Genomic DNA, 24356 nt, shown 5'->3' with positions numbered 1-24356 from the left:
AGCAAGGCTTTTGTTGTATTGTGTATATTTTTGTTTGTGATAAAATATACAAGTATATCAAATAAAAAGGAAGTAATGATGAAAACAATTAAACAACAAATCAATCACTATGTATTTCCCTTAATCGCCAGTCAGTTGCTACAGATGGCGATTGGTATTGCAGCACTACACTTTGCAACAGCTGGTTCTACGCATTCACTCTCCGCTATTACGATTATTCAAAATTTTTTATATGCCTTTGGTGGAATATTAGGGGCCTTTAGTCTGAGTTTTAATATTTTAGCGGCGCGGAGTTTTTACCAAGATAAGCAACAGTTCCAGCAGTATGTGCATTCAGCCTTGCGCTTGTGTTTATTATTTGGCGGGGGCTTCTTAGCTCTTTGCTTGCTTTTTGGCAAACTGTTTTTGCGATATTTTTATGGCTTTCAAGGGGATTTATTGCTAAAAGCGAGTCAGTATCTCTATATCATGTCGGGCTATATCTTACTATTATTGCTTTCGTTTCTTTTTAGCAATCTGCTCAAATTCGCCCAAAAGACAACAGTGATTTTTCGTATCGGCGTAATCAGCGCTTTACTCGAATGTGGTTTGAATATCATTTTAGTGCCACTGTGGGAGATTCAAGGGGCAGCCTTAGCGAATATGGCGGGTGTCTTGTACCTCGTATTGGCCTATTTATGGCATATTTTCCCCATCCTCAAGCAAAGTCTCTTGCAATCAGCTAATCAAATGCTAGCTATCACACGCTTAGGTATTCCGTTAGCCATCCAGGAAATATTTGAAAGTGTCTTATTTATCCTCGTTTTTGAAAGTTTTATGGGACATTTGGGGAATACTACGTTAGGTGCTTATGCTGTCATTTCTCAAATGTTTGCAATTATAAAATTACCAAGCCTAATGTATGCCAATAGTTTGCCAGTCTTTTTACCAGAAGTCACTCAAAAACAAAAGTCACAACTGTTAAAATGGTTATTGCAGATTAATTTTCTATTGTTTATTGGGCTATCCATTGTAGGAACTTTGACTATCCCAGCTTTTGCGCAACTTTTTACCCAGCAAATGTTTAGTCACTTATCATTCATGGCGGGATTTACTTTTAGTGTGATGCTAGCTGTTCCGTTTTATGAAATCATTAAGGTCTATTTACAAGCGCAAAATCAAGAAAAAATGGTTGTTACGCAAACAATTATTGTCAATCTACTTGGGTTACTCGTGATGTTTGGTTGTCAGATGATACATATTCAAACTTACTATAGCCTATTTGTGGTCTTTGGCTTGACGCAAGTGGTGCTCGCACTTAGATTTTCTCAGGTCAGTTTTCAGCAAAATTTAAAGTAGATTTCATTGCATTTCCCTAAATTTTTCGCTATAGTGGATACGATACTGATAAAGTGAGGGAAAAACGATTGAAACCATCTATTTATGGATTAGAAAAAGCTGAATTAATTGCCTGGTTTGAAGCAAATGGCGAAAAGAAATTCCGTGCGACTCAAGTTTGGGAATGGTTATATGAAAAGCGAGTGATGACTTTTGCGGAAATGACCAACCTATCCAAAACCTTGATTGCTAAATTAGAAGAGAACTTTGAGATTTGTCCGTTAAATCAAATTGTCGTGCAAGAATCAAGTGACGGTACAGTAAAATATTTATTTGAATTACCTGACAAACATATGATTGAAACAGTTTTAATGCGTCAAGATTATGGGATGAGTGTCTGTGTGACGACGCAGGTGGGCTGTAATATTGGTTGTACCTTCTGTGCGAGTGGCTTATTGAAAAAACAACGCGACCTAACAGCAGGGGAAATCATGGCCCAAATTATGCTTGTGCAACACTATTTTGATGAGCGTGATTTAGGTGAACGTGTTTCTCATATCGTGGTGATGGGAATTGGTGAACCTTTTGATAATTATGATAATGTAACGAAATTTTTACGCATCGTGAATGATCCTAAAGGCATGGCTATTGGTGCGCGTCATATTACTGTTTCAACGAGTGGGATTGTACCGAAGATTAAAGAATTTGCTGATAATGGTTTACAAGTAAATCTTGCTATCTCTTTACATGCGCCAAATGATGAATTACGTACATCTATTATGCGTATTAACCGTAGCTTCCCATTAGCTAAATTAATGGATGCGGTAGATTTCTATTTAGAAAAGACCAACCGCCGCATTACCTTTGAATATATTATGTTGGCAGGCGTGAATGACCGTGTGCATCATGCCCAAGAATTGGCGAATTTACTCAAAGATAAGAAGAAATTAGCCTATGTGAACTTAATTCCATATAATCCAGTCAGTGAACATGATCAATATTCAAGAAGTAGCAAAGACGATGTATTGCGTTTCTATGATACATTGAAGAAAAATGGCGTGAACTGTGTTATCCGTAAAGAACACGGAACCGACATCGATGCCGCCTGTGGCCAACTACGAAGCAAACAAATGAAAAAAAGGTCGTAAATCGACTCGGGCAGCTACGAGCGGATAAGGTTTGTCCAGAACGTCGGGAAAGTCCGAGAAGTAAAGACTTTCCCAGACGAGCTGGCTTATACGCCGAAGTAGCTAGTCGATTTACGCCGTCAAAAAAGGTCGTGAGAAGGGTCGATTAGCTACAAGCAGCTAAGTTTGTCCGGAATGTCAGGAAAATCCACTATGTTTTAAGATTTTCCTAGACAGGCCGGCTTAGATGCGATGTAGCTACCCTTCGAACGCCGTGTATAAAAGATGTGAGGCAGCTCGCTCAGACATGAAGAAATTCGTGTGTTTACCTACCGCTGAGAAAATCGGATGAAAGGAGATTTTCTCAAGCGGTAGGGCGAATTTCACAATGTCTAGCTGCCGAACACAGATTAAAAAGATCGTAAATCGACTCGGACAGCTACGTAGTTCGAAATGAATTCAATCCATAATGACTTGTTTTCTTTTAAAAAATTGAGGGAAACAAGTCATTTTTTTGCATTTTTTAATAAAAGCGTCCATGCTTGATTTTTCAGACAATTCAGAACAAACGAGATAAATTATCAGTTATATTATTAAAAATGAATGAAAATTATGTTGATTTTTTAATAATTAATCATTATTATTAGTTTATCTCTCATAGTATTGAAAGATAGATGGATAAAAGGGTGGAATGAAAATGAAGAAAAAACAGGTATTAGCATCTTTTGCTTTATGCGCATTAGTATTAGCGGGATGTTCAACAGGTGGCGGCGACAAAGCCAAAACAGAAAGTGGCGATAAAGCTGCAAAACAAGAAATTAATGTCGTGGTCCAACAAGAAATGCCTTCAGGAGACCTTTCTTTAGCGACTGATACAATTAGTTTTACTGCTTTGAACAATGTGTATGAAGGGTTGTATCGTTTGGACAAAAAAGACCAACCACAACCTGCAGGCGCTGAAAAAGAGGCAGAAGTATCTCAGGATGGTACGACTTATACCGTTAAATTACGTAAAGATGCTAAATGGTCAAATGGTGATCCAGTAACGGCCAAAGATTATGTCTATGGTTGGCAACGTACAGCAGATCCTAAAACAGCGGCTGAATATGCGTATCTATATGCGTTAGTGAAAAACGGAGAAGCTATCATCAATGGTGAAAAACCAGTTAGCGAATTAGGGATTAAAGCTGTAGATGATTACACATTAGAAATTCAATTAGAAAAGGCAACACCATACTTCCCATACTTGATGGCGTTTCCTTCTTTCTTCCCACAACATGAGGCAACGGTGAAAGAATTTGGCGATGCTTATGCGACAAAATCTGATAAATCTATCTACAATGGACCTTTCGTATTAGATGGTTTTGATGGACCTGGTACCGATACTGAGTGGGCTTATAAGAAAAACGACACTTATTGGGATGCGAAAAATGTCAAATTAGATAAAGTAAATGTCAATGTGGTCAAAGAATCTTCTACTTCATTGAACTTATTCAAAGATGGTCAAGCTGATGATGTCATTTTAACTGGTGAATTAGCCAAACAAATGAAAAATGATCCAGCTTATGTGACACAACCAGAAGCACGTACTACTTATTTAGAAGTAAATCAACGCGATGAAAAATCACCGTATCGCAATGCTAATTTACGTAAAGCTTTTTCTTATGCTATTGACCGTAAATCTTTAGTGAATAATATCTTGGGCGATGGTTCTGCAGTGGCGACCGGTTTAGTTCCTACAGGTAATATGACAGGTCCAGATGGTAAAGACTTTACTGAAGATTCTAAAGTCAAAGTTACTTACGATAAGAAGAAAGCCAAAGAATATTGGAATAAGGCTAAACAAGAGTTAGGCATTGATAGCTTAACGATTGAATTAGTTTCTGATGATACCGATGCGACGAAGAAAGTCAGTGAATACCTACAAAGTTCACTACAAGATACTTTAGATGGTGTGAAAGTGAACTTAACGCCAGTACCATTCTCTGTTCGTTTGGATCGCGGAAATAAAGGTCAATTCGATATGATTGTGAGTGGTTGGGCAGCTGACTATTTAGATGCAAGTAGCTTTACTGATTTATTCGTTACTGGAAATAGTTATAACCGTGGTCGCTGGAGTAATGCTGAATATGATAAATTGGTTGATGCTTCAGGAAATGCTGATGCGACAGATAAAAAGAAACGTTGGGATGACTTACTAGGTGCTGAAAAAGTAATTCTAGATGAAAGTGGTGTAATCCCAGTCTTCTACAAATCAGAAGCACACTTACGCAATCCAAAAGTAAAAGGCATCGTTGCACACCCAGCTGGCGCCCAATACGAATACAAATGGGTAGAAGTAAAATAAGGTCGTAAATCGACTTGATCAGCTACGAGCGGATAAGTTTGTCCAGCACGTCGGGAAAGTCACAAAAGTTAAGACTTTCCCAGACGGGGTGGCTTATACGCCGAAGTAGCTAGTCGATTTGCGCCGTCAAATAAGGTCGTAAATCGACTTGGTCAGCTTCTAACCAGAAAGTATATGAAGCAGTCTGGCAGTTTGCTAGGCTGCTTATTTTAATGCATATCTAAAATCAGAATCTAATTGTTTGAAATAATCAGAATTTTTTTATTACTGTAAAAAGAACAGAAAAAAATCGTTATCTGCCTAATAATATTAAATTAAAAGGGTTTTACTGAAAAATAAAAACAATAAATTGATAGTAACTTTCAAATATTCTGAAAAATTAAAAAGAATTGAGAAAAAATAGTTGCATTTTTAATAATTATTATTTAAAATTGCATTAAGCTAATTTTTTTAAAATAAAATTAATGATAGGGGAGTTTAGTATGAAGAAAAAATGGGCGATTGCAACTCTGGCAGTTTGCGGCTTAGTTTTAGCGGGCTGTTCAACAGGGAACTCATCAAAGAAAGAAGAAAGTAAATCTTCTGACACATCAGCAGTAGCGAAAAAACAAGTCTTTAACATGGTTGAAGGTGCTGAAATGCCATCTGCTGACCTTTCATTAGCAACCGATGAAGTGAGTTTTTCAGCTTTAAACAACTGCTATGAAGGGCTATATCGATTAGACAAAGATAATAAACCAATTCCTGCAGGTGCTGCGGAATTAGCGAAAGTAAGTGAGGATGGATTAACTTACACATTAAAATTACGTGAAGATGCCAAATGGTCAAATGGCGATCCAGTCACAGCGAAAGATTATGTTTATGGCTGGCAACGTACAGTCGATCCAAAGACAGCTTCTGAATATGCTTACCTATTTGAACCAGTTGCTAATGCTTCTGATATCACTGCCGGTAAGAAAGCTACTAGTGAATTAGGAATTAAAGCAGTAGATGATTACACATTAGAAATTAAACTAGCAAAAGTAACACCATACTTTGACCAATTACTAGCATTTCCAATCTTCTTCCCACAAAATCAAAAAGTGGTAGAAAAATTTGGTAGTGATTATGCGACAAAATCTGAAAATGCTGTTTATAACGGACCATTTACTTTAGAAGGTTTTGATGGCCCAGGTACAGATACAGAATGGTCTTATGCGAAAAATGATACTTACTGGGATGCTAAGAATGTAAAATTAGATAAAATCAATGTGAGCGTCATTAAAGAATCTTCAACAGCATTGAACTTATTTAAAGATGGTCAAGCTGATCAAGTAACACTAAATGGTGAATTAGCACAACAAATGGCTAATGATGAGGCATTCTTAACCATTCCAGAAGCTTCAACTTTCTATCTAGAATTTAACCAAAAAGATGAAAAATCACCATATCGCAATGCTAATTTACGTAAAGCTATTTCCTACGCAATCAATCGTGATTCTCTAGCAAAACAAGTTTTAGCCAATGGTTCAATTGCGACAACGAACTTGATGCCAGAAAAATTTATTTATGATCCTAAGACGAAGAAAGATTTTGTCAAAGAAGCGAAATCTCCAGTGAAATATGATAAGAAGAAAGCAAAAGAATACTGGGAAAAAGCGAAGAAAGAACTTGGTGTCGATCAAGTGAAACTAGACATTTTGTCTTCTGACTCAGATGTGGCTAAAAAGATGCTTGAATATCTACAAGGTTCATTACAAGAAAACTTACCAGGTCTAAAAGTAAGTGTTAGTCCAGTGCCATTCTCAGTTCGTCTAGATCGTTCAAACAAAGGTGATTTTGATACGGTTCTAAGTGGATGGGGTGCTGACTATGCCGATGCTTCTAGCTTCTTAGATATGTTTACAATTGGTAACAGCTACAACCGCGGAAACTGGAACAATGAAGAATATACGAAACTTGTTCGTGCTGCAGCTACTACAGATGCCGCTGATGAAGAAAAACGTTGGGATGACTTTGTAAAAGCTGAAAAGATTATCATGGATGAACAAGGGGTAGTGCCAATCTATCAAAAAGCAGTTGCCTATATGCGTAATCCAAAAGTCAAAGGTATCGTCAACCACCCAGCTGGTGCGAAATACGACTTCAAGTGGACTTACATCGCTAAATAAAGCAACGTGAAACTTTCAAAAAATAAGCTGATGCACTTTTACTTCAGTGCATCAGCTTTATAGGTTTAAAAGTAACCAGAAAAAAGTAGACAAAGCACACTCGTAAGTAAGAGTAGCCCACTTATTTCAAAAAAGAAGCGGGAACTACCTTTACTTGCTTGCGAGAGTGAAAGATCATCTTCTTTTAATTTTTTGAAGGCCTTTTTCATGGAGTAATGGAAGAAATCAAACACTCCAGAAGATAAAATCCACAAAAAGACGGCAATGATTAAAAACGGTAGCATGGATAAAAATAAGGTGTCTGAAAGATTGACCAAATGTAATTCATGCTTTATTGTTAGAAATCCTATATTGCCTAGTAAAATAATGAGATATAGATAAAGAGACCACTTTTTTGGGCGCATAAGAAGCTCCTTTCTTGGTTTATCTATGCTAAATGTACACAAAATAATGTGAGAAGTCAAAAAAATCCTATACTTAAAAAAATTGGAGGGAACCTATTTGAATAGTTATGTAAAATATATTCTTAAGCGACTATTCTATATGGTGATTACTTTGTGGTTGATTGCTACCATTACTTACTTTTTAATGAAGCTTCTACCTGGTACACCATATACCAACGCTGAGAAATTATCCAAAGAACAAATTGCTATTTTAAATAAACAAATGGGGCTTGATCAACCAGTCATTGTTCAATATGGAAAATATTTATGGAATGCCCTACATTTTAATTTCGGAACTAGTTTCCAATTTAAAAACCAACCTGTTGCTTCATTATTAATGGATCGTATCGGACCTTCTTTACAATTAGGGTTCCAAGCTATTGTTGTAGGTACGATTTTCGGAACAGTTTTAGGGGCAATTTCAGCCATGAAGCAAAATACTTGGGTGGATACCTTGGCGACTTTAGTGGCTATTATCGGTCGTTCGATTCCTAACTTTGTGTTTGCGGTATTATTACAATATTTCTTTGCGATGAAATTACACATTTTACCAATCGCGAAGTGGGAAGGTTTTGCATATACGATTTTACCAACGATTGCCCTTGCGATGAGTCCATTAGCTGATTCTGCTCGTTTTATTCGTACAGAAATGGTTGAAGTCTTACATAGTGATTATATCGAATTAGCGCGTGCCAAAGGATTGAGTCGTTGGCAAATTGTTTTCCGTCATGGTTTACGTAATAGTTTGATTCCATTATTAACATTATTAGGACCTTTAGCAGTCGGTTTGATGACCGGTTCATTGGTTATCGAAAATATTTTTGCTATTCCAGGTATCGGGGAACAATTCGTTAAATCAATTACTACGAATGACTATCCAACCATCATGGCCGTAACAATCCTTTACTCTACAATGTTGGTTGTCGTTATCTTAGTGGTCGATATCCTTTATGGAATTGTTGATCCTCGTATTCGTGTATCAGAAGGGAGTCGTGGCTAGATGGAAGCGAAACAAATGCATGAAGAGATTGCCAAAATTCCTGCTTCTGAATTTGAATTTCTACAAAAAGATACCGTTGAAGAACGTGAAGCCATTGCCGCTCCTTCTTTGACATTCTTGCAGGATTCATGGCGTCGATTAAAGAAAAATAAAGCCGCTGTATTTTCAATTACTTTATTAGCGATTATTTTAGTGGTGAGTGTGGGCGCAATTTTCTTCTCGCCACATAATCCAGCTAAACAAAATATTGACTATATTAACTTACCACCAAAAATTCCTGGTGTAGATATCAATGGTCTTAACGGGAAAGCCATGGTTGGAGGTGAATTAGTCGATAAATATAAAGAAGCGGGCGTACCTAAAGATGTGTACTTTATTTTTGGTACAGATAGTCTAGGTCGTGATTTATTAAGTCGCTTATTAATGGGAACACGAATTTCTCTATTTATCGCCTTTATTGCTGCTATACTAGATATTTCCATCGGAGTAGTTGTCGGTTTGATTTCTGGCTTACTTGGTGGACGTGTCGATACGATTTTACAACGTCTGATTGAAATCTTATCTGGTATTCCAACGTTAGTCGTGATGATTTTAATGTTAGTTGTATTTAAACCAGGGATTCCATCAATCATTGCAGCGATGGCGATTACCAACTGGATTCCAATGGCCAGAATTGTGCGGGCCCAATCCTTGAAGTTAAAAGATCAAGAATTTGTACTCGCAGCCACTACATTAGGTGAATCAAAAATGAAGATTGCATTTAAACATATCTTGCCAAATATTTCTAGCGTGATTATTGTGCAAATGATGTTCAGTATTCCATCAGCAATTTTCTTCGAGGCCTTCTTAAGCTTTATCGGTTTAGGGATTAAGCCACCAGCAGCGTCTCTAGGGATGCTTTTAAGTGATGGATATAAGACATTCTTATTCTTACCATATCAAATGTGGATTCCAGCCATCATGTTATCAGTAATTATGATTGGGTTTAACCTTTTAGCAGACGGTTTACGTGATGCTTTCGACCCTAAGATGAAGGAGTAAACAAATATGAAAAAAATTCTAGAAGTAAAAGATTTAGAAATTTCATTTGACACCTTCGCCGGCAAAGTGCAAGCCATCCGTAATGTGAGTTTTGATTTATATGAAGGGGAGACCCTAGCGATTGTAGGGGAATCCGGAAGTGGTAAATCAGTCACTACTCGAAGTGTCATGGGCTTACTTGCAAGTAATGCCAATATTGAAAATGGTCAAATCTTATTTAATGGTCAAGATATTGTACAAAAGACCGAAAAAGAAATGCAAAAAATTCGTGGGAAAGAGATTGCGATGATTTTCCAAGATCCGATGACTTCTCTTGACCCAACCATGCCAATCGGAAAACAAGTGGCAGAATCTTTATTAAAACATACGAAAATTTCGAAAAAAGAAGCGATGGAACAAGCTTTAGAATTATTAAAACTAGTAGGAATTCCAAATGCTGAAAAACGCTTGAACAACTATCCACACCAATTTTCAGGTGGGCAACGTCAACGGATTGTCATTGCGATTTCTTTGATTTGTTATCCACAAATTTTAATCGCTGACGAACCAACAACTGCACTAGACGTAACGATTCAAGCCCAAATTTTAGAACTATTAAAAGATATTCAAGAAAAAATTAAAACCTCGATTATCTTTATTACCCACGATTTGGGGGTAGTAGCAAATGTGGCTGACCGTGTAGCTGTTATGTATGGCGGAAAAATTGTGGAAATCGGTACTTCCGAGGAAATTTTCTATAATCCGCAACATCCATATACTTGGGGCTTGCTAGGTTCAATGCCATCCTTAGAAGGAGGAGAAGAGCGTCTATATGCGATTCCTGGTACACCACCAGATTTATTGCAACCACCAAAAGGAGATGCTTTCTATCCACGTAATGAGTATGCTTTAAAGATTGATGCTGAAAAACAACCACCATTCTTTGAAGTATCCCCAACACATAAGGCAGCTACTTGGTTATTAGCACCTCAAGCTCCAAAAGTAACCCCACCGAAAGAAATTCAAATTCGTTGGGCAAAATTTGCAGAAAAAAATCAAATAAAAAAAGGTCAAGCCTAGAAAGGAAGTCGTAACGTGAAAAAAGTTTTATTAGATGTTAAAAATTTAAAACAATATTTTAACGTTGGCCGTAAAGATGAAGTCAAAGCGGTGGATGACATTACTTTCCATATTTATGAAGGTGAGACTTTTGGCTTGGTAGGTGAGTCAGGAAGTGGAAAATCGACTACTGGCCGCACGATTATCCGTTTAAATCACCCAAGTGGCGGAGAAATCACTTTTGATGGAAAAGATGTTATGAAGTTGAAAAAACGCGATGAATTAAAAGAATTTCGTCGTGAAGTGCAAATGATTTATCAAGATCCATATGCATCATTAAATCCGCGGATGAAGGTTCGTGATATTATCGCTGAAGGAATTGATATCAACCATTTAGCAAAAAATGAAGCAGAACGCAATAAAATGGTGGATGACTTACTAAAAACAGTGGGCTTAAATCCAAACCATGGTACGCGCTATCCACATGAATTTTCTGGTGGACAACGACAAAGAATTGGGATTGCGCGTGCTTTAGCGGTTAATCCGAAATTCATTATCTGTGATGAACCGATTTCTGCGTTAGACGTATCGATTCAAGCACAGGTCGTAAACTTATTACAAGATTTACAAAAAGAAAAAAATCTTACTTATTTATTTATTGCCCATGACTTGTCAATGGTAAAACATATCAGTGACCGTATCGGCGTAATGCATCATGGAAAATTGCTTGAAATGGGTACAAGTGATGAGATTTATCATTATGGGGTACATCCATATACAGAAAGTCTATTATCAGCAATTCCATTACCTGATCCAGACTATGAACGTACCCGCAAACGTATCAAATACACAGCACCTAAAGAAGATGGAATACCACGCAAAATGCAAGAAATCGCAGAAGGCCATTTTGTCTATGCTAGCGATGAAGAAGCCAAACACTTCGCCGAAAAACTAGCAGAAAAGAAAAGGATGTAAATCGACTCGATCAGCTACGAGCAAAAGGTTATCAATCAACTTGGTCAAATACGAGAAAATTCATGTGTTACCTACTGCTAAGAAAATCGGATGAAAGGAGATTTTCTTAAGCAGAAGGGTGAATTTTCCGAGTATTTAGTTGATTGATACCGAGAAGGATAAGGTCTGTCCAACACGTCGAGAAAGTCCGAAAAGTAAAGACTTTCTCAGACGGGGTGGCTTATACGCCGAAGTAGCTAGTCGATTTACACTGATTAGAAAAGGATGTAAGAAGGGTTGATCAGCTACAAGCAAAAGGTTATCAATCAACTTGGTCAAATACGAGAAAATTCATGTATTACCTACTGCTAAGAAAATCGGATGAAAGGAGATTTTCTTAAGCAGGAGGGTGAATTTTCCGAGTATTTAGTTGATTGATACCGAGAAAGCTAAGTTTGTCCGGAATGACAGGAAAATCCATTGTGTTTAAAGATTTTCCAAGTCAGACCGGCTTAGATGCGATGTAGCTACCCTTCGAACACTGAAAAGAAAAGGATGTGAGGCAGCTCGCTAAGACATGAAGAAATTCGTGTGATTACCTCTCGCTGAGAAAATCGGATGAAAGGAGATTTTCGCAAGCGGGAGGGCGAATTTCACAATGTCTAGCTGCCGAACACTGAATAATAAGGTTGATTCGATGAAAAATTTAAAGGGTTATCGATTTAGAATTTATCCCAATGAAGCACAAAAAAGTTTCTTCATTGAAACGTTTGGTTGTGTTCGCTTTATCTACAATTATTTTTTGAAGTTAGATACAGCTGAGCGCACAAGTGAAGAGGTAATCACGCCAGCAAGTCTTAAGCGTGATTATCCCTTTTTAAAAAAGACGGATAGTCTAGCCCTTGCAAATGCGAAGAGAAATTTAGATAGGGCTTTTCAAAATTACTATCAACAGCGTAGTGGCTATCCTAAGCTCAAAAATAAGAGTTCTGCCTGGCAATCTTACACGACCAATAATCAAAATGGTACAGTTCGTATAGAGGATGGTTATCTGAAATTGCCAAAGTTAAAAGAAAAAATTCAAATATGCGAACATCGGAAAATTACTGGTAAAATCAAGTCGGTGACCATCTCAGCAAAAAATAATGAAGAGTTTTATGCTTCGATTTTATGCGTAGAAGCCATTGATAAATTTGAGAAAACAGGTAAGAAAATCAGACTTTCTTTCGATGAACATCAATTAGTCAAACAAGCGAAGTATCGTGCTGAAGTGATTGAACCCATTCAGCAAACGAAAGGACGTCTAGCGTTTTTACAACGAAAATTAAAGGTAAAGGCTCGAGTTGCCCGCAAGCAAAATCGGGTATTAGCCGACTGTAAGAATTACCAAAAGCAAAAAAAGCAATATGATAAATTATTGACACACCTTAATAATCAGATAAAAGATTATTTAAATCATTTATCCATCTTTTATATTAAGGAATATGATGTAATCGAAATTGTCGAACCAGAAGATAGGTCTTGTGCGAAAGATGCTTTATTCACCAGTAATGAATGGCATCAATTAACTCGTTTATTAAAATACAAAGCACAATGGTATGGTAAAGAGATTCAAATCATAAATTGTCAAAATATTTAAACAAAACTAACTGGTAGGGGTGCCAGGGTTCGCCTAGGTAATAATTCATTTGTTTCTAGGAAATGTGCCCACTAATTATGAAAAACCACAAAAAAATCAGCCTATTTCGGGCTGATTTTTTTATCGGTCTTTAACTGGTAGATTTTTGATGGTCGTCCAACACCACTTGCACGTTCACCGATAGCTTCTAAATGATCATTTAATGCTTTTTTAAGATTGGAATGATCAATATTTTTAAAATCGATACCTAAAAATTTAGCAAAGACTTTTCTAGCATCGGTAATTGTAAAGCCAGGTCCTAATACTAATAGTACGCGTGGGTCATGCATCATTGTTTCTAATACATGATGAAAAGCTTTAAGAATAATTTGGCTATGGTCAAAAGCTAAGGTGTCTTTTCCAAGCGATTCACCGGTTTCTAAATCGAGAATAATTTGTGTTTCTTGGTTTTCTAGGACGATGGTATTTTGTTTGCGATTTAAATTAAACCAACGTACTTGGCTTGCATCATCGCCGGCATCTACGGGTTCTTCACCGATAAAGGCTAAATAGCTAACAGTCACCACCCAACCACGAGGGTCACGATTCGGTGTAGAGAAAGTGTAGAGTTGTTCAATCTGATTTTGATTAATATGTACACTAGTTTCTTCTAATGTTTCGCGAATGACGCTATCATCAGTGGACTCACCTTTTGAGACGAATCCTCCAGGTAAGGCCCAAGAATGACGGAATGGGTGACTTTTACGCTGAATCAATAGCAATTTCAGTTGTTCTTCTTGACGATTATAACAAAGCAATACCATATCTACGGTTAAAGAAGGGGCTTCGTAGGTAGGATGTTCTTGTTCATGGTACCATTTTAAGAATTCTTCTTCCGCTGCGATTTGTTCGTAATATTTTTTTTCTTCAGCTTTTGATGAAAATTCCATATTCGATCAACACCTCTTTAAGATAGTATGAGATTTATTAAAAATAATCCCGTATATGGGAACCAAAGATTGGGCTTTTTGCGAACCTGAGTGACTCCTAGGATAAGTATCCCTACTAAACAAATAATTTTAAATAATAGCTGCAAGTGTAAAAAGGTCTCTACACCTTGATGCATTGTAAAGTAGGCTTGTATATAATAACGATTGATAAAGAACAAAATATGCAAAAAAGTTAGCACACAAGATACTAAAAAAGCCGCTTTCGAAGCTGATTTCATAAATAATCCTCACAATTTTCTTGGTAACTTTCATTATATCATATTTTAAGTAATTTGTACCTTTATTTTATTGAATGCCCCTTCTCACAACCTTGTTAGACGGTGTAAATCGACTAGCTACTTCGGCGTATAAGACACCCCGTCTGGGAAAGTCTTTACTTTTCGGACTTTCCCGACGTGTTGGACAAACTTATCCGCTCGTAGCTGCCCAAGTCGATTTACAACCTTATCCACGGTGTTCGGAAGCTAGACATTGTGAAATTCGCCCTACCACTTGCAAAAATCTCCTTTCATCCGATTTTTGCAGTGGTAGGTAAACATACGAATTTCTTCATGTCTGTGCAAGCTGCCTCACAACCTTATTTGACGGTGTTCGAAGGGTAGCTACATCGCATCTAAGCCGGCCTGCCTAGGAAAATCTTTAAAACTAGCGGATTTTCCTGTCATTCCGGACAACCTTAGCTTTCTCGGTATCAATCAACTAAATACTCGGAAAATTCACCCTCCTGCTTAAGAAAATCTCCTTTCATCCGATTTTCTTAGCAGTAGGTAACACATGAATTTTCTCGTATTTGACCAAGTTGATTGATAACCTTTTGCTTGTAGCTGATCAACCCTTCTCACAACCTTATTTTTCAATTGATAATCGTTTCATCTAATGCTACAATAATTTGGTATAAGTCGTTTATTGATTGGAGGAAAAATTGAAAGATGTCTGAAAAACCAACTTATTATATTACCACTCCGATTTACTATCCAAGTGGCAAGTTACATATTGGCAATTCTTATACGACCATTGCTTGTGATGCATTGGCCCGTTATAAACGATTAATGGATTTTGATGTGTTTTATCTTACTGGTGTGGATGAACATGGTCAAAAAATTGAAAAGAAAGCAGCTGAATTAGGATTAGAACCACAAGCATATGTGGATAAAATGGCTGCGGATATTAAAAAATTATGGAAAACCTTAGATATTAGCTACGATAAATTTATTCGTACCACTGATGACTATCATGAAAAAGCAGTCCGTAAGATTTTCCAACGTTTACTTGATCAAGGAGATATTTACTTAGGTGAATATGAAGGCTGGTATTCTGTATCTGATGAAGAATTCTTTACAGAAACACAATTAGCTGAAGTCTATCGTGATGAAGAAGGCAACATGATTGGTGGTAAAGCGCCAAGTGGTCATGAAGTTGAATTAGTGAAAGAAGAGTCTTATTTCTTTAGAATGAGTAACTACGCTGATCGTTTATTAGCGTATTATGAAGAACATCCAGAGTTTATTCAACCAGAGTCTCGTAAAAATGAAATGATCAATAACTTTATCAAACCAGGACTGGAAGATTTAGCGGTATCTCGTACGACTTTCAAATGGGGAATTCCAATTGATGCGAATCCTGAACACGTGGTTTATGTGTGGATTGACGCGTTATCAAACTATATCACAGCACTTGGTTATGGTAGCGATGATGAAAGTTTATTTGAAAAATTCTGGCCAGCTGATGTTCATATGGTTGGTAAAGAAATTGTCCGTTTCCATACCATTTATTGGCCAATCATGTTAATGGCGCTTGATTTACCATTACCTAAGAAAGTTTTTGGTCATGGTTGGTTATTAATGAAAGACGGCAAGATGAGTAAATCTAAAGGAAATGTCGTTTATCCCGAAATGTTAGTGGAACGTTATGGTTTAGATGCTTTACGTTACTACTTATTACGTGCGGTACCATTTGGATCTGATGGCGTCTTTACTCCAGAAGATTTCGTTTCGCGTGTGAACTATGATTTAGCCAATGACCTAGGTAACTTATTAAACCGCACAGTTGCGATGATTAACAAATATTGTGGCGGTTTTGTTCCAGAGTATAAATCTCGTGTTACTGACTTTGATGCGGATCTTTCTACAACTGCGGCTAATGTCATCAGTAAATATCATGAAGCGATGGACAATATGGAATTTAACCTTGCTTTAGGCGAAGTGTGGAATTTGATTTCTCGTGCAAATAAATATATCGATGAAACACAGCCTTGGATTTTAGCAAAAGATCCTGAACGTAAAGCTGAATTAGATTCTGTTATGATTCACTTAGCCGAAGTATTACGTATTGTCGCCATTCTTTTACAACCAGTGATGACCAATGTACCAAATCAAATCTTTGAACAACTTGGTATTAGTAATGCAAGTAAAGAATTGACTGATTTACGTTTTGGTGAGTTCCCTAAAGATACAAAAGTGGTCGAAAAAGGTGTGCCAATCTTCCCACGTCTTGATGTAGAACAAGAAGTTGCTTATATTCAAGAAAAGATGGCTCAAGGTGTGCCAAGTGTTGAAGAAAAAGTCAATTGGAACCCTGAAGAAACAGAATTAGTAAGTGTGAAAGAAAAGCAAATTAAATATGATGATTTCGATAAAGTAGAATTAAAAGTCGCTGAAGTTATCGATTGCCAACGTGTGAAAGATGCCGACAAGTTATTGCAATTCCGCTTAGATGCAGGGGATAAGCAAGACCGTCAAATTCTTTCAGGTATCGCAGCGTTCTACCCAGATCCAGCTGCTTTAATCGGTAAAAAAGTTGTGATAGTCGCAAATCTTAAACCACGTAAAATGCGTGGTGAAATCAGCCAAGGGATGATTTTATCTGCTGAAGATAGTCAAGGACGTTTACAAATTGTAGAAGCTCCAGAAAACATGCCAAATGGTTCGATTATCGCTTAACCCTCTATCAATTGATATTTTTGAACTAGTCATTCGTTTTGAGTGGCTAGTTTTTTTGCATTGATAACTCATTTAAGATAATCTTATCCGCTCGCAGCTGACCAATCCTTCTCACAACCTTATTTTTTTTGTTTCATTTGTTAACGTTTTCTGTGAGTGTTGGTTGTTGTCAGGTTTGGAATTGTTTAGTATAATGACAATGTAATAATTCATGAGGGAGTAACTGGCAGTAGGAATACTGTGGCAACATCACCAGCAAGAAAGAAATTTCTGGTGTTGCCTTAATTAGTGAGACTTATGTATGTATTTTTTTGCATACACAGGTCTATTTTTTTTAGCAAGAAATAGATTTGTGGAATTTAGCAACCAGTTCAAGTAATTGGTTAGCGAGAATTTTGAAGGAGGAACATATGTCAGAACAACAAAAACAAGCACAATTGCATGAAGCTTTTTATGCAAAAAGTGTCGATGAGGTCACACAAGCGTTAGATACAACTCTTGATGGCTTAACTTCTAGTGAGGCAAAGGCGCGTTTAGCAAAATTTGGTCCTAATGAACTAGAAGAAGGCAAGAAAAAAAGTATGCTACAAAAATTCATCGAGCAATTTAAAGACTTGATGATTGCTGTATTATTGGTAGCTGCGATTATTTCTGCCGTTGTTTCACATGAAGTAGTGGACTCATTAATTATCTTAGCGGTGGTTATCATTAATGCCATCATGGGTGTGGTGCAAGAAGCTAAAGCCGAACAAGCTATTGAAGCTTTAAAACAAATGTCTACACCGAATGCGAATATCGTCCGTGATGGTCATCCGATGACGGTCAAAAGTGATGAATTAGTACCAGGTGATTTAGTATTGCTAGAAGCAGGGGATATTGTTCCTGCTGATATGCGCTTGGTTGAAGTAAGTTCATTAAAGATTGAAGAAGCAGCTTTAACCGGTGAATCAGTGCCAGTTGGAAAAGAATTAATCGTTTTAGAAGATTCTGAAGTGGGTATTGGTGACCGTGTGAATATGGCTTACTCAAATAGTAATGTCACTTATGGTCGTGGTAAAGGGATTGTTGTTAACACTGGTATGGATACCGAAGTTGGTAAGATTGCCGGAATGTTAGCTCAAGCCGATGAAACAGAAACACCATTAAAACGTAACTTAAACGAATTAGGTAAATTCTTAACAGCTGCGATTGTCGTGATTGCGGTAATTATGTTCTTTGTTGGTATTTTCTTCAACAATACTTCATGGGCAGATATGTTATTAACTTCTATCTCACTTGCCGTTGCAGCGATTCCTGAAGGTTTACCTGCCATTGTTACGATTATCCTAGCGCTTGGTACACAAGTCATGGCCAAACGTAACTCTATGATTCGTAAATTACCTGCCGTAGAAACATTAGGGGCTACTGATATTATCGCTTCTGATAAAACAGGTACACTAACCCTTAACCAAATGACGGTTGAAAAATTATATGTGGATAACCAACAATTTGCAGTTCATGATGAATTTGCCAATGATCATATGGCGATTAAAGTAATGAACTTTGCCAATGACACTAAATTTTCTCAAGAAGGCACTTTAATCGGGGATCCAACAGAAACTGCCTTAATTCAATTTGGTTTAGATCAAGGCTTTGATGTGAAGGCTGCATTAGTGGCTGAACCTCGTGTGGCTGACCTACCATTTGACTCTGATCGTAAATTGATGTCTACGGTTCACCAATTAGCAGATGGCAAATATTTAGTTGCTGTCAAAGGTGCGCCGGATGTCTTATTAACTCGTACAACACAAATTTTAATGGATGGTCAAGTACGTCCATTACAACAAGCAGATAAAGACAATATTTTAGCCAATAATAAAGACATGGCTCAACAAGCTTTACGTGTCTTGGCAATGGCTTATAAGATTGTAGATGAAATGCCAGAATTAGTCAGCGAAACACTTGAAAATGACTTAGTATTCGCTGGTTTAGTAGGTATGATTGACCCAGAACGTGCTGAAGCTGCTCATGCTGTTAAAGTGGCCAAAGAAGCAGGTATTCGTCCAATTATGATTACTGGTGACCACCGTGATACAGCTGAAGCAATTGCCGCACGTCTTGGGATTATTAAAGAAAAAGATGATGCTGCTGTATTAACTGGGGCTGAATTAAACCAAATGTCTGATGATGAATTTGCTCAAAAAGTGACCCAATATTCTGTTTATGCCCGTGTATCTCCTGAACATAAAGTACGTATCGTGAAAGCATGGCAAAAAGCAGGTAAAGTCGTTGCGATGACAGGTGATGGGGTAAACGATGCGCCTGCCTTGAAACAAGCAGATATCGGTGTTGGTATGGGGATTACTGGTACGGAAGTTTCTAAAGGGGCTTCTGATATGGTCCTTGCTGATGATAACTTTGCGACAATTGTTGTGGCTGTTGAAGAAGGACGTAAAGTATTCTCTAATATTCAAAAAGCCATTCAATATCTATTGGCTGCGAACTTAGGGGAAGTTTTAACCTTATTCTTAGCGACACTTTGGGGATGGGATACGTTATTACCAATTCATCTATTATGGATTAACTTAGTAACTGATACTTTCCCTGCCATTGCTTTAGGTATGGAACCAGCTGAAAAAGGATTGATGCAACACAAACCACGTGGTAAGAATTCAAACTTCTTCTCTGGTGGGGTATTGAGTAGTATCATTTACCAAGGTATTTTAGAAGCGGCTTCTGTATTATTCGTATACTGGGCAGCAATTCAATGGCCAGATCACACCGCAGCTAATACACCAGGTATGTCTGCGGCGGCTTTAAGTCAATTACAACATGCCGATGCGTTAACCATGGCCTTTGCAACATTAGGATTAATGCAACTATTCCACGCATTTAACGTGAAATCAGTCCATCAATCTCTATTTAAAGTGGGTGCCTTTAAAAACCGCGTCTTTAACTGGGCGATACTATTATCATTTGCTTTAATGATGGTCATTATTGTTGTACCAGGATTAAATGATATCTTTAGAGTTTCTCACCTTGATTTATATCAATGGGGAATTGTTCTAGGTACTTCATTTGCGATTATCCCAGTTGTTGAAATTATCAAAGCCATTCAACGTGCAATGGGTAAAGAATAATCAAACCTTTTCGCTACTAGTTAGGATATCTAGCTAGTGGCGTTTTTTTTATCTGAAAAATATGCTAAAATAAACTCATTACGAAAAGGAGAGAATTTATCTATGCGTGTCGATTTAGGATATTATATTCAAATGATTAATCAAATTATTCAAGATACAGAAGCCGTTGGGGAAAAGATGAATCCCAAATTTGAAGAAGTGAAAAAAGCAATAGAAGACAATCAACTGGCCTCCTTATCTTCTGAGCAATTGGCTGAGATTTTAGCTACTTTTAATGAAGGAACGCAAACATATAAAGAATACTTAGCCAAATTACAAGGACTCAAAGCACCGGCTAGAGTGATTGGTTTGCATAAAAAATTAGTAGCTGCTTACCAAAAATATGTGCAAGGTTGCCTAGATATGATTGCCAGCCTTGAAGGTGAGGTAGATGTGGACGCCTTTAATCAAGCTGAGCAACACCAAGATGAAGCAACAGACACCATTGCTTTTGCGATTCAACGGATGACGATGCTTTTGATGAAACGTTAATGATAAAAGCACTTACAAAAAAGGAGAAAAATCTAATCTAAATATTAGTCAGTTTTTAGGATAAATTGTTTTACCTAGTATATAATAATCACATAACCAACAATAACCTTTTTATTTTTCATTTTACTCCTTAGTTGAGTAATTACTCCTTTTTCCGCTAGGCCTAACCAACCTAGTGGTTTTTTTTTATTTGAAATGTAGCCAATCAATGTGAATATTTGTTTTTGATTTATACTAGGCTACATTATACATAATCAAATAATCATTTTAATCTTTATTAGATAATTTTTTAGTAAATTCTTCATACATTATGTACTACTGTTTCCAAATAATAATAAAGCAATTACTCCTTTTAACAAGAAATGGGTAAAAAATAAATTTTTGGCGGTATTTTGACTTTAATAATCTTGTCAAATGACCGATGTAATTGTGTGTGGTTACTACTTTAAGTTACATTGTAAGGGGATGCATAAAGGGAAACATTGTTGTATGCTGCATAATTGGAGGAATGTAGAAAATGAAGACAAATCGAAAGAAAAAACGTTCAATAAAAGTAAAATTAACGTTAACTATTATACCCGTTGTCACTATTTTATTATTAATATTAGTTGGACTTTCCTATTCTATTTCTAGTAAAATGTTGCAAAGGGATGCTAACGATTTACTAGAGTCATCGGTTAAAAGTCAAGCAACTAGAATTGAGTCTTGGCTTAATGAAAACTTGTCTGCTTTTCAAACTGCAAAAAAGACTATTGAAACAACGAATCCGTCACTAGAACAACTACCAGGAATCTTAGATGGATACTATAAATTTGATTCTGATTTTCCAGATGGTTTATTTATTGCTGATAATCAAGGACATTTTTATAAAGCGAGTCAATCTGATATTGAAGTGAGTAATCCGACTTCTGAAATTTGGTTTAAAGAAGGTATGACACATGTAAATATGGCATTTGGTACACCACATAAACAAGGAAATGAGGAAATGATTAGCGCTTCTGGAATTATTAATACTCCGGGTGACCCGCTAAAGGTTATTGCTGGTAATTTAACTTTAGATCGCGTATCTACTATTGTAAATTCTTTTATTAGTATGAAAGGTGCAAGTGCCTTTTTATACGATCAAGAAACACAAAAAATAGTGGCTGACCGTGAAAAATCATTTGTATCTCAAGTTCTTGGACAATCAAATCAGCCAAAATTTTATCAAGCTATGTCTAAAGAATTAAAGAAAAATGCTGAAGTTAGTCTTAAAATTGATGGTAATCTAGCTGTTAGCCGAAAAGTTAATGGTACAAATTGGGTGTTAGTTAGCTATATTCCTGAAAAAGTAATTTTAAGTGGTTTATCAAAATTACGTTTAATTATGGTTATTATTAGTGTATTTTCAGTTTTAGCATTAGGAATATTGATTGAACGTATGACAAATCGAGTGGTAAAACCAGTGAAAGATATGACGTCTGTAATTAAGACGATGGCAGATGGTGATTTTACTGTTTCAGTGAATAATAATGGTGATGATGAAATCGCTGAGATGGGACATAGTATTGAAGGTTTTATTCAATATATGCGTAATATGATTCAATCTATCACTCATATTTCAAGTGGATTGCAAGAACAAGCAAAAACTAGTGAAATGATTTCTAGAGATATGTACGATGCATCAGAAAGTCAATCTGTTTCAATGGATGAGTTGAATAACACAGTAGATCAACTTTCCCTTTCTGTTAATGATATTGCAGAAAATGCGATGCAACTTGCACAAATTGCTAATGATACAAAACAAAATAGTAATTTAGTGGAAGAAAAAATGAACGAAACAGTTGAAATTTCTGAAAAAGGTCGTTCAGAAATGCAACAAGTAGTAAATGCTATGCAAAATATCCAACAAAGTATTAATGATTTAGAGAGCTCGATTGGTCGCGTGGGTACTGCATCAAGTCAAATTGTTCAAATTATTCAAATTATTGGTGAAATTGCCCATCAAACAAACTTATTGTCTATTAATGCCTCTCTAGAAGCGGCTAGAGCTGGTGAAGCAGGAAAAGGTTTTGCTGTAGTAGCTACCGAAATTAATAAGTTAGCAAAAAATAGTGCAGATTCAGTTTCTCAGATTACAAATTTAATTTCGGAAGTTAATACTTTAGTTGAAGAAGCAGTGACGCAGGCAAATCACAGTTCAGATGATATATTAAATAGCTCTCAATTAATACGTACTGCAGTGGATAGTTTCGATTCGATTTTCCAAAATATTCAACAAACCAACCAATTAATTCAAGATGTAGTTGATAAAATTGATTTAGTCGATCAAGTAGCGACCAACGCTGCAGCTATCTCAGAAGAACAGGCTGCTAGCTCAGATGAAATTCATGCTACTTCCGAGACTACATTAACTCAGGCAAAACACATTTCTAATCATAGTAAAAATGTGGCTACAGAAGCTCATAAACTAGCTGATTCTTCACAACAATTAGCTAATCAAGTGAAACGTTTTAAAGTATAGATTGGAGTGATTTTGGTGAAGAAATATGTTCAAATAATATTATTAGCTTGTTGCTTTTTGTTCATCTTAACAGGTTGTGGATCAAGTAATGATAGTAAAAGTGCAAGTGGTCAAAAATATTTAATGCTTGTGCAAAATGATACAGATGGTTTCATTAAGCAAATTATGGATGCTGCGAAAACGCAAGCACAAAATCAGGGAGCAGAATTAACAATTAAAAGTGCTGATGGCTCTAGTGAAGTACAATTGGCACAGCTAAAACAAGGTGTTAAGGAAAAATATGATGCTATTCTATGCAGACCTGTAGATGCTGATACAGCGCAAGAGATGGAAGCTGTTGCTAAAGAGATTCCAATTGTATTTTTCAATGCTAGACCAAGTAATGTTTTAATGATGCCAAATCGATTTATTTATGTTGGTTCAAGTGAATTGGCTGCAGGAAAATATCAAGCAGAGTACATTTTAGAGAAGTTAGGTAGTCGTGATGAAATTAATGTGATGATATTACGAGGAGAGAATGGTAATTCAGCAGCACAAGAAAGAACTCTCGCTCTAGAAGAAACGTTAAAAAAATCTGATAAAAAAATAAATTTTGTTTTCAATGATACTGCAAATTGGGATGCTGATACTGCTAAAAAGATGGTAGAAGTATTCTTACGTACTAAGCAACCGGTGGATGTAGTCGCATGTAATAACGATGTGATGGCATTAGGGGCATTGGAAGTATTTGAACAAAATGGACTAAAACCATTGATTGTTGGGATTGACGCAACTACAGAAGCTCAATCCGCAATCAAAGAAGACCGTATGCAATTTAGTGTCTTACAATCAGGTAGTCAACAAGGGGAATATATGATTAAGGCTGCTAATCAACTTGTTAATAAGAAAAGGTTAAAAGATATTAAGTATGCAAACAAGCAAGAAACAGCTATATGGGTTCCTTTATCAAAAATTGATAAATCAAATGCACAATAACGAATTGTCAAAAATATAAAGATTAAATAATAGAAATACAATCCGAATGTTCATTAATGATTTTATTGAACATTCGGGCTCTTTGTCAACTAGTGTTGTTGGCAATTAAGTCGATGGGAGAGAAAGTTATTTTGGCTCTTTGTCAAATTGGACTGATGAGTTTTACAAAAGGAATGGGCAGAGATAGACAGCTGTTTGCTATCTCTGCTCTTTTTGTTATTTCGATTCAATTAAACCATTCATC

16 protein-coding genes are annotated in these 24356 nt (G+C 36.6%); 14 read left to right on the top strand and 2 right to left on the bottom strand.

The features are described 5' to 3' along the window. The first annotated feature begins 78 nt into the window (after positions 1-78). The 4 genes from ACTQZM_RS00575 (at position 79) to ACTQZM_RS00560 (ending at position 6941) form a co-directional block, all read left to right on the top strand. On the top strand, positions 79-1338 hold the full coding sequence (locus tag ACTQZM_RS00575; RefSeq protein ID WP_441652559.1) for an MATE family efflux transporter: 1260 nt from the start codon (positions 79-81) through the stop codon (positions 1336-1338). A gap of 68 nt (positions 1339-1406) precedes the next feature. Beyond that, positions 1407-2465 carry a 23S rRNA (adenine(2503)-C(2))-methyltransferase RlmN gene (gene rlmN / locus ACTQZM_RS00570; protein WP_441652558.1) on the top strand — a complete coding sequence of 353 codons (1059 nt, stop codon included), beginning with the start codon at positions 1407-1409 and terminating at the stop codon, positions 2463-2465. A gap of 676 nt (positions 2466-3141) precedes the next feature. Further along, on the top strand, positions 3142-4791 hold the full coding sequence (locus tag ACTQZM_RS00565) for a peptide ABC transporter substrate-binding protein (RefSeq protein ID WP_441652557.1): 1650 nt from the start codon (positions 3142-3144) through the stop codon (positions 4789-4791). A gap of 482 nt (positions 4792-5273) precedes the next feature. Continuing rightward, positions 5274-6941: a peptide ABC transporter substrate-binding protein gene (locus ACTQZM_RS00560; protein WP_441652556.1), complete on the top strand. Its 1668-nt coding sequence runs from the start codon at positions 5274-5276 to the stop codon at positions 6939-6941. Positions 6942-7006: 65 nt separating this feature from the next. On the opposite strand, the gene ACTQZM_RS00555 is transcribed toward ACTQZM_RS00560, so the two are convergent. Continuing rightward, complete coding sequence (locus ACTQZM_RS00555) at positions 7007-7345, bottom strand: DUF3899 domain-containing protein (RefSeq protein WP_047334253.1); 339 nt, start codon at positions 7343-7345, stop codon at positions 7007-7009. 97 nt (positions 7346-7442) lie between these two features. On the opposite strand from ACTQZM_RS00555, the gene opp3b reads away from it, so the two are divergent. From opp3b to ACTQZM_RS00530, 5 genes are all read left to right on the top strand, one after another. Beyond that, the gene (opp3b, locus tag ACTQZM_RS00550) at positions 7443-8384 is read left to right on the top strand and encodes an oligopeptide ABC transporter permease (RefSeq protein ID WP_113783713.1); all 942 of its coding nucleotides are present in this window, start codon (positions 7443-7445) and stop codon (positions 8382-8384) included. Continuing rightward, entirely contained in the window at positions 8385-9425 is a 1041-nt protein-coding gene (locus ACTQZM_RS00545; protein ID WP_349276603.1) for an ABC transporter permease, read from the top strand. A gap of 6 nt (positions 9426-9431) precedes the next feature. Then, the gene (locus ACTQZM_RS00540) at positions 9432-10484 is read left to right on the top strand and encodes an ABC transporter ATP-binding protein (RefSeq protein ID WP_016251058.1); all 1053 of its coding nucleotides are present in this window, start codon (positions 9432-9434) and stop codon (positions 10482-10484) included. Between the two features lie 15 nt (positions 10485-10499). Further along, positions 10500-11438 carry an ABC transporter ATP-binding protein gene (locus ACTQZM_RS00535; protein ID WP_113842432.1) on the top strand — a complete coding sequence of 313 codons (939 nt, stop codon included), beginning with the start codon at positions 10500-10502 and terminating at the stop codon, positions 11436-11438. A 676-nt stretch (positions 11439-12114) separates the two neighbouring features. Beyond that, a complete protein-coding gene (locus tag ACTQZM_RS00530; protein WP_441652555.1) occupies positions 12115-13056 on the top strand; it encodes an RNA-guided endonuclease TnpB family protein in 942 nt (313 codons plus the stop codon). A 101-nt stretch (positions 13057-13157) separates the two neighbouring features. Here ACTQZM_RS00530 and ACTQZM_RS00525 read toward each other — a convergent pair whose 3' ends face one another. Beyond that, positions 13158-13985 carry an NUDIX domain-containing protein gene (locus ACTQZM_RS00525; RefSeq protein WP_441652554.1) on the bottom strand — a complete coding sequence of 276 codons (828 nt, stop codon included), beginning with the start codon at positions 13983-13985 and terminating at the stop codon, positions 13158-13160. A gap of 989 nt (positions 13986-14974) precedes the next feature. Between ACTQZM_RS00525 and metG the strand changes: the two genes are divergently transcribed. The 5 genes from metG (at position 14975) to ACTQZM_RS00500 (ending at position 24112) form a co-directional block, all read left to right on the top strand. Further along, complete coding sequence (gene metG / locus ACTQZM_RS00520; RefSeq protein WP_047242746.1) at positions 14975-16984, top strand: methionine--tRNA ligase; 2010 nt, start codon at positions 14975-14977, stop codon at positions 16982-16984. A 410-nt stretch (positions 16985-17394) separates the two neighbouring features. Then, positions 17395-20103 (top strand): cation-translocating P-type ATPase, encoded by a 2709-nt coding sequence (locus ACTQZM_RS00515; RefSeq protein ID WP_441652553.1) that lies wholly within the window; start codon positions 17395-17397, stop codon positions 20101-20103. A gap of 102 nt (positions 20104-20205) precedes the next feature. Then, complete coding sequence (locus tag ACTQZM_RS00510) at positions 20206-20634, top strand: hypothetical protein (RefSeq protein ID WP_113783724.1); 429 nt, start codon at positions 20206-20208, stop codon at positions 20632-20634. Positions 20635-21151: 517 nt separating this feature from the next. After that, complete coding sequence (locus tag ACTQZM_RS00505; RefSeq protein WP_441652552.1) at positions 21152-23137, top strand: methyl-accepting chemotaxis protein; 1986 nt, start codon at positions 21152-21154, stop codon at positions 23135-23137. A gap of 15 nt (positions 23138-23152) precedes the next feature. Beyond that, positions 23153-24112 carry a sugar ABC transporter substrate-binding protein gene (locus ACTQZM_RS00500; RefSeq protein ID WP_441652551.1) on the top strand — a complete coding sequence of 320 codons (960 nt, stop codon included), beginning with the start codon at positions 23153-23155 and terminating at the stop codon, positions 24110-24112. Positions 24113-24356 lie beyond the last annotated feature (244 nt).

The organism is Enterococcus cecorum (genome assembly GCF_052119425.1).
GTDB lineage: Bacteria > Bacillota > Bacilli > Lactobacillales > Enterococcaceae > Enterococcus_E > Enterococcus_E cecorum_C.
Note: the sequence above shows the minus strand (reverse complement) of the source record. Positions and strands in the feature narration are given on the sequence as shown.